At 33.4% G+C, this 8,204-nt stretch carries 3 protein-coding genes and 1 pseudogene; 2 read left to right on the top strand and 2 right to left on the bottom strand.

Annotated features, from left to right (window positions below; genetic code table 11):
- On the top strand, positions 1 to 232 hold a 232-nt coding region (locus tag BLP58_RS10990), incomplete at its 5' end, for an IS256 family transposase (protein WP_035425084.1).
- 585 nt (positions 233 to 817) lie between these two features.
- Here the strand turns inward: BLP58_RS10990 and BLP58_RS10985 are convergent.
- Together BLP58_RS10985 and BLP58_RS10980 are read right to left on the bottom strand one after the other, a co-directional pair.
- The gene (locus BLP58_RS10985) at positions 818 to 1,942 is read right to left on the bottom strand and encodes a hypothetical protein (protein WP_013854562.1); all 1,125 of its coding nucleotides are present in this window, start codon (positions 1,940 to 1,942) and stop codon (positions 818 to 820) included.
- A gap of 60 nt (positions 1,943 to 2,002) precedes the next feature.
- Entirely contained in the window at positions 2,003 to 7,504 is a 5,502-nt protein-coding gene (locus BLP58_RS10980; protein WP_013854563.1) for a helicase-like domain-containing protein, read from the bottom strand.
- A 452-nt stretch (positions 7,505 to 7,956) separates the two neighbouring features.
- On the opposite strand from BLP58_RS10980, the pseudogene BLP58_RS10975 reads away from it, so the two are divergent.
- A pseudogene (locus BLP58_RS10975) lies at positions 7,957 to 8,204 on the top strand (IS982 family transposase); the annotation flags it as partial.

Genomic DNA, 8,204 nt, shown 5'->3' with positions numbered 1-8,204 from the left:
CTTCTATAATTATCCTAAGCAGATCAGAGCTTCAATTTACTCTACCAACATGATTGAATCTTTTAACAACGTCATTAAGCGCAAGGCTAAGCCTAAAGCAGAGTTTCCGACTGAACAGTCGCTTGATACTTTTATTGGCATTCAAGCAATGAGTTACAATGACCGCTACTTCAACCGAATTCACAAAGGCTTTGGTCAGGTTCAGGACACCTTAGAATCTTACTTTGATTAAATAAAGAATAAAAAATCAATCTATGAGAAAGATCTATTTACACAAAAGATTTGACAGTTTCCAATATAACTATTCACTAATAAAACTAGTAAATTATCTCCTTCAGTGGTTCTGTTTTAATTAATAAATTTTTATTTTAAAGAAAAAATCAATCGTCACTTAGTATTTACTAAGTGACGATTGCATTTTTAATATAAATTTTTAGTTAATAATGTCTTTGATTTTTACCCTACTCTCTTTTAATCCGGTTATTGATTGGTAAACTAAAATTGCATTTTCAGTAATTGGATTATGTTTTTTATTTAGTATAGGACCAGAAATACGTGTTTATAAATCTATAATGCCGTTAAAATTCCAGTTATTCAAGATTTGTCCTTTGCCAATTAAATCATTATCTTACTTATAGCAATTTATTGTCTCATAAGGGATGCCAGTATTTTTGAAATGTAGTTAAGAAAATATGATTAATTGCCTTTTCTGCTTTCCTTAAAGTATCCATAGTTTTGTGAGCCTTTCATTTTAATTGAAAAATATAAAACAAAAAGCAGCTAAGAAGTTTGAGTGACTTCTTGACTGCTTAATTAATTAGAAAAGCGAAAGCTGTTCCGCATGTGCTTTAATGTTATGTTTGGGACTATGTTGTTTTGATACAGGTAAATTAATATCAAGACGATTAATTGAATCATAATGATCAGTTGATTTAATAATGGTTTTCGTAACTTTTCTATTTTGAGGTTTGCACTTTTTTTTGTCTTCCAATACAAACAACTTAGATATTTGTTCGTTGGTAAGTTTTATTTGAAAAGCGTGGAATACCATTACCTTCGTTAAATGACTTAAATAAAAATCATTTAGCCATGAATCAATCACATATGATAAAGGTACATTTGGTAAGCTATTGCCATAATCTACGCAAATTCCACCAAATGTATTTAAATCATCCTCTAGTGGTTTCAAATTAACATAGGTACCGAAACGTAAAGCTTGATTAGCATCAAACATTTTATACTGGTAGCTATCTGGTGTATTGCTGATATTGTGACCGTTAAACCAGTTATTTAGAAAACGATTATTACACAAGAAAATTCCTCTGGTAATTTCAGCATATTTTTTACCATTTTTGGCTAAAATAGCTTTTCTAATAGCTGGAAAATCAAAATCAACAGAATTTAAATTTCTAAATAAATTTTTCATTGCACTGCAGTCAAAAATTTGATTAGAAGTGAGTTTAGGAATCGTATTAAGTACTAAACTTCTAAAACGAAAGGTTTCGATTAAAGTTTGTGCATTAATGAATTCAAATAATTGACTATCATACTCGTGTGGCATTTTTCGATTGTAAAAAAAGTATTTAGAAATAGATAGTCTATTTTTATTTAACTTAACATGATTATCAACAATAATAATGTGATATTCAATGTCTTCTTGGTCATTGCAGCCAAGAGAATCATCAATTCCAACAGTTTTAACTTCAAAAGTATGTTTAAGCCAGCTTCTTGAACCATCTTGAAACATATTATCTTGAATATTTTTTATTGTTTCAGATGATAATTCCTTTTTAACTGGAACTGATTTAATTTTAATTTCCTTAAATCCATCCATTTCTAGTGTTGAATGTAATGCAACTTTAAGTATTGTATTAAGTGGACTAACAGGTTTAAACAAATTTTCAATAGCTTTTGAATATAATTCAAAGATATTTCTGAACATTTTGTAATCTCCTTTTTAACAAAAGAGCCTAGAATCAATGATTCTAGGCTCTAATTAAGGCTAAAACAATGAGAGCTGTTTAGGTTCTACTGAGGTAGAACTTGCTTTCTCAACTTTTCTTTCAGCCTTAGTATTTTTAGAATAATCAAAATCAAACAAACTGATCGTTTCATAGTGTTTGGTAGACTTATTAACCGTAACTGTTATCTTCTTACTACTCTTAGTAATCTGTATAGCAGATTTTTGAGTAGTTGGACTGGTAGATTTAGCTGGAGTTTGAACAGCAGTCTTAATCTCGGTTTGTTTCTCAGTTTGAGGTTCAAAGCCTTCAAACAAGCTATCATCATAATCACTAGGGTCATTACTGTATTTAACAGTTGCTACCTTTTCCTTTTTCTTATTTGCTTTATCAGCAAATCCAGGATGAGCAGCTTCCCACTTGTTTTCAAATTTAGTAATCTTAGCAGTGATTACTTCTACCTTAGCATCCCCAGCAATAAGTGGGTCTAAGATTTCTTTCTTTTGCGACAGGTATTGAATATCAGTTAATTTAGCAAAAGTATTTGAACCTACGCCCTGCTTAATGATATTCTGTTTTTTCTCATAATCATGTTGCCAGCTCTCTAAAAGACCAGATAAACCAACAACATAATTACGGATTCTTAAAGCGTAATTTTCATGTAAGAAGTCAGTTAAATCAACACGCAATGGATAACTGCCCTTACCAACTAAGAAGATGGTAGCGGCGGTATGTATACCATAGCTGCCTCTAATTATCTTAGAATTCATGTTGTAACCTGCTTCAATCGACAAATTAGCAATTTTAGCAATAGGCTTGTTCCCACTGTGATTAGGGCCAGCAAATGCAGCAGCTTTAATGGCAAAATACAATTTCTTGTTAATTAGCCGAGATGACTTGAAGGTTTGAACATTGTTAAACACAATGTCAGTTGCTGAAAGAATGCGTTTAAACGGCTTAGTAGTAGCTATATCTTGTTTAAGAGCTTCAATATCTTTTGCAAGTTGTGGAGCTTCTACTTTGCTACGTTCATAATTACGGACATCTTCTCGATAATTACGATCAAAGGCATGTTTCTGATTAACAAGCAGGGTTAAATCATTGTCAACTTGCATCTTTAGCTTCAAATAAGGGTTTTGTGTTGCAATAGCCTTAAAGTCTGATGCAGTCATAGTTTGCGAATCGACATCGTGCATAGCTCTAATTGGAGAGTTATTAGTCATGATTTGAGTGATATACTTTAGCTTGTTTTCTTGAATTTGCCATAAGTAATTGTCAAAAGAACCAGTCGTGATGTAGTGATAAATTTCAACGTGACGGAACATATTTCCTTGACGGATCAATCGACCATTTCGTTGAATAATATCTGAGGGTCTCCATGGCACATCCAGATGGTGAGCAGCCTTCATACGTGTTTGTACGTTAAGACCAGTACCACCTTTCTGGGTAGAACCAATTAAGACTCTAATATCACCTGCATTAACTTTTCTTTCCAGTTGAACTTTTGCTTCATCATTAGATGCTTGGTGCATGAATGCAATCTCTTTTACAGGGATGCCACGTGAAATCAAGAGCTTTTTTAATTCGTTATAAACATCGAATTTACCAGCTTTAGGAGTACCTAAGTCAGAAAAGATGATTTGAGTACCTTTAACTTTCATAGTCCGCTTCCAAATACGATAAACATTATCAGCAACTTGAGTCAACTTAGTTGAATCTTCTGCTTTATACTCATCACTAAACAAGCGCATATCAAGTGTTAATTTACGAGCTTCATTAGTAATTTTGAGCATGTTATCTTCATCGGGAGTAACCATGTGATTTTGAATTGCGTCTGTACGCTCTATTAGATTCTGCAATTTAGCTTGCTGAGCATCAGTCAAATCGGATTTAATGACGTACTTAGTAGCCTTGGGGATCAACAAATGAGCGCCGTCAGCCATTTGCACATCAGCAGTGATGTGATAAATATTCATTAACTCAGGTAAGTTAACGAAACGTTCAAATCGTTTAACTGGTCTGTATTTGTTACCAGTAGTATTTAGTTCTAGTTCACTAACAATTTTACCGAATGAACCGGCAAAATCGTCAAAGTTTGATATTTCAAATTTCTTTAAAATATCTGGCTGAATATAATTCATCATAGTCCATAGCTCACTAATGGTGTTGGATACTGGAGTACCAGTAGCAAAAACAACATGGCCATTGTCATATTTGTTTTGCAGTAATCTGATCTTCATTAACATATCCATAGCTCTTTTAGAAGTCTGGCTATTGATACCTTTGATTCTGCCTAAACTAGTAGCTGGAGCAATATTTTTGTAATTATGAGCTTCATCAACGAAAAGAAAGTCAATACCTAGTTCTTCAAAAGTTAAGAAGTTATCTTGCTTTAGAATTGCTAAACGTTTAATTCGGTTAATCAAAGACTTCTTGTTTCTTTCAAGCTGCTTAACGCTAATGTCTTGCCCTTTTTCATGCAAAGCATTAATAGAATTTTCCAAATTATTAAGACGGTCTTGAACGAAATTACGCTGAGCTTCCTGACTGACCGGAATCTTTTCAAATTGACTATGCCCAATAATTACCGCATCATATTCGCCTGATATAATTCTAGCTAAAAATCTTTTACGATTCTTAGTGCTAAAGTCTTCTGCTGTTGTTACTAAAACATTTTTAGTTGGATAAAACTTCATAATGTCTTGACTAAACTGAGAAACCAGATTAGTCGGAACAACAAACATCGGTTTATTAATTAAGCCTAAATCCTTTAGCTTAAAGCCAGCGGAAATCATGGTTAAGGTCTTACCAGTACCTACTTCGTGAGCGAGCAAAGCACGTCCATCTTCAATGATTCTTAGAACCGCATTTTTTTGATAAGTACGTAAATGATAGCCTTTGGCCAACCCATTAATATGTAAGCGTGAGCCATCATACGTTTTGTTGACGATACGGTTGTTTTTCTTATTATAGGTATCTTCTAATTCTTTAGACCAAGTAGGATTATTAGCGATATAATCAGCAAATTTTCTTTCAATTTTCTTTTCTAAGTCACGGAGCATTGCGGTACTTGTATCGTCAATACCTCTAATTGGCTTATTTTTTTCATCATAACCCACAATCTTAGTAATTGTTGGCTGCTTAGAATTCAATAAGTAATTGAAAATTGCAATAGGGTTATCGTAACCTGCTAATGCTTCGCCATTTCTTTCAAGTTTTAGATTATTAGCTTTGGTTGAACACTCAACTGAGTAAACTAATTCAGCGAAAGGCTCTTCAGCAATGGTTCTGCCTTTGGGAGTATGGATGATTAAGTCTTGATCCTTAGAACCTGTAATTGAATGATTAAAGGTCTTTTCTGGATCAAAGAAACAATCTAATAAGAAATTAGAAACAATTTTGTCAGGAATCCAAGGTGAACCAATGTGAAAGGAAATGTCAGCGATAGTTAAACGCTTAGGCAACACCTTTTCAATTAATTCAAGATAGTGCTTCCAATTTGCGGCAAAGTCGTTGCTTGCAATTAGATCTTGCAATACATCCCTTTTGGTAACAACATCCCCTGAGAGAAAATCTTCTTTTGTGATATATTCAATTTTGCCTGTATCATGATATTTCTGTGGGTCAATGATAATATGGTCTGCTAACTGGTCAATAATTTGTTGCTTGGAATGTCCAGGATAAATAGTTTGCATATAAGTAAAATCTACACCACGAGCTTCTGAAACCGAGGACAATAAAGCATCAATAGCTGAATTGACCTTTTTGATAAGTCTATTTGGTCTAACAGTAGCTTGTGTGAAAGCTTTGCTCTTAACGTAAATTTGTTTACCAGTTTTTGGATCAAGAACATGATCTTCCAAACTCTCAACCAAAGCAGCTTTCTTATCTTCACGGAATAATCTTACATTCCTAGAAAGATTGATTGAGCCAAAGTTGGTCACAAATTGATCATAGATATTATTCATTTGGTTCAATAAAGCTTGAAATTTGATGTCATACTCATGACGGTTCTTACCATATTGAGGATTAAGTTGTAAATTAATCAAATTTTGGTAAGTATCTCTTAAATCAATGTAGCCCTTGATGATACTGGTTTCCTTAGCAGAATAATTAGTGTAGTAGAATACCACGTGTTTGTAGCAATCAGCAAATTTACCACGTTTGTTTGGCCTATTAGCTACGTAAATATCATAGATTCTCTTTTTACCATCATCTGTCTGTTGACGATAATCTTCTTCTCTGCTTGCTGATTCTGATGTACCTGCATATTCATCTGTAGTTGCGTCAGTATAGTAAGCAAATTGTTCAGGCTTACCGTCTTTAACTATTCCGTCAATGCTATTGAAATAGATCAGACCGTTAGCATAACCATATTCAAACAATGGTAACTTTCTAATCTTTTCGGGCAAAGTTACATCAGATGACTTATCTTCTTCAACTTCGACCTTTCCACTATCAACTGCATAGAGATGGTTAACTGACATTGTTCGACTAATCGCATTGGGTAATTCTTTCAAGAAAGTACCTCTGTCAACTACTGTAAGAGTAGCGCCGTGATAGTTTTGAATTTGAATTGAACCCAAAATTTGTTCTGGTTCACTGAGAAAGTAATTGTTAAGCCAGACTCTCCTATCTGATGGAAATTGACTAACTGGCTCAAAAGCTGCAGCAAAACTGCCTAAGTCGTTATTTAGGTTCTTTTGGAAGAACAACATATCAGTTGTTATTTGTGTACCAGCAGTTTGCTTAAAAGCGTCTGTTGGCATTCTTACGCCACCTAAAAATGCAACTTTATTCTTGATTTTTTCAAGAATATTATTAGTTCGCTTATCCATTAAACCTGTACTAGTAATAATGGCAATCAAACCATAGTTGCGAGTGACATCGACAGCTTTCTTCAAGAAATAATCATGAATGTAGTATGAATTGTTTCCATTATCATCAAGCAAGCGAGTGTCACCAAAAGGTACATTCGTAATTACCAAATCAAAGTTAGCGCCTTTAAACTTAACGTCTTCAAAGCCCTTAACGAAGATTTTAGCATTTGGGAATAATTGCTTAGCAATCATACCAGTAATGGAATCCAACTCAACCCCATATAAATTAACCTTATCACGCAACTGTTCTGGCATTGTCATAAAGAAAATACCAGTACCCATTGAAGGATCAAGTACATTACCATGAGTAAATTCTGAATCAACAATTTTCTGCCACATTGCTCTAGCAATAGCTGGATTAGTGTAATAAGCAGTAAGGGATGAAGCTTTCATGTTTTCGTATTCTTGGTGCGAAACTAAAGACTTTAATTCTTCCCTTTCAGATTGGTATTTAGGGTTAAAATCATCGAAGAAATCATTGGCCAAACCACCCCAACCTACGTAAGTAGCTAATTTAGCTTGCTGGGTAGCAGTAGCTTGCTGATCTTCTTTGTCTAACTTTTTAACCAATTTGATTATTTCAATATTATTCTTAATCTTGGCTGCATCTGTTTTTGGAAAGAAGTCCTCATTAGCGTCAGCAGGTAAGTAATAATTTTGCATTTATACATTCTCCTCTTTTTCGATAAACAAAAAACAGCTTCCCGCAAGCGAGAAAACTGTTTTCAATCTTTATTAATTTTTAATGGGTCAATTTAAGATAATGACCACTAATAATCAATTTGCTTCTTTTAATGTTTTTACATTGGTAATTTTCTCCTAAAGAAAAAAAGCTTAAGCGACGTGCCTAAGCCTTCAATTCTATTAATCAATAAACAATAAACAATAAAATAAACAACAAAATAGTCTAACAAAAGACCTACGACCAAAACTCATTTACAAATGAGTAATTAATCAAAATAAATAAATGATTTAAATTTCATTTACGACTTTATTATACAAGATTTAATCTAAGCTAGTATAAAAAGATAAATAATAACGCGTGGTGCTAGTTAAATCGTTTTAGTTAATATAGACTCAAGTTGTAGTATCAAAAAGAAAAGAGTCTGATCTGATTGAACTGCCTTAAGCGTTTTAGCCACCATTTACAAGTTAGTTTTAAAGATTTAGTGATAATTTGTCGGCACTGGTATCGTTTGTATGCACCGGCTGAGTTTACTCATCGGCGAAATATTGATCAAATTAAAACTACGGACAGTCTGATTTTGGCTTTACTTATCTGGCAAGCTAAGACAGGAATTGAATCACAAAGAAGATTCTGTGAATGTTTCAATTGTTTATCACACTCACGTTTTAATCGACG

This window comes from Lactobacillus kefiranofaciens, assembly GCF_900103655.1.
Classification (GTDB): Bacteria; Bacillota; Bacilli; order Lactobacillales; family Lactobacillaceae; genus Lactobacillus; species Lactobacillus kefiranofaciens.
This window is presented reverse-complemented; position numbering and strand designations above follow the sequence as displayed.

Bases quoted from the DNA above. Each gene is read 5' to 3' on its own strand.
- BLP58_RS10985 (WP_013854562.1), bottom strand. From the start codon at position 1,942: ATGTTCAGAAATATCTTTGAATTATATTCAAAAGCTATTGAAAATTTG.
- BLP58_RS10980 (WP_013854563.1), bottom strand. From the start codon at position 7,504: ATGCAAAATTATTACTTACCTGCTGACGCTAATGAGGACTTCTTTCCA.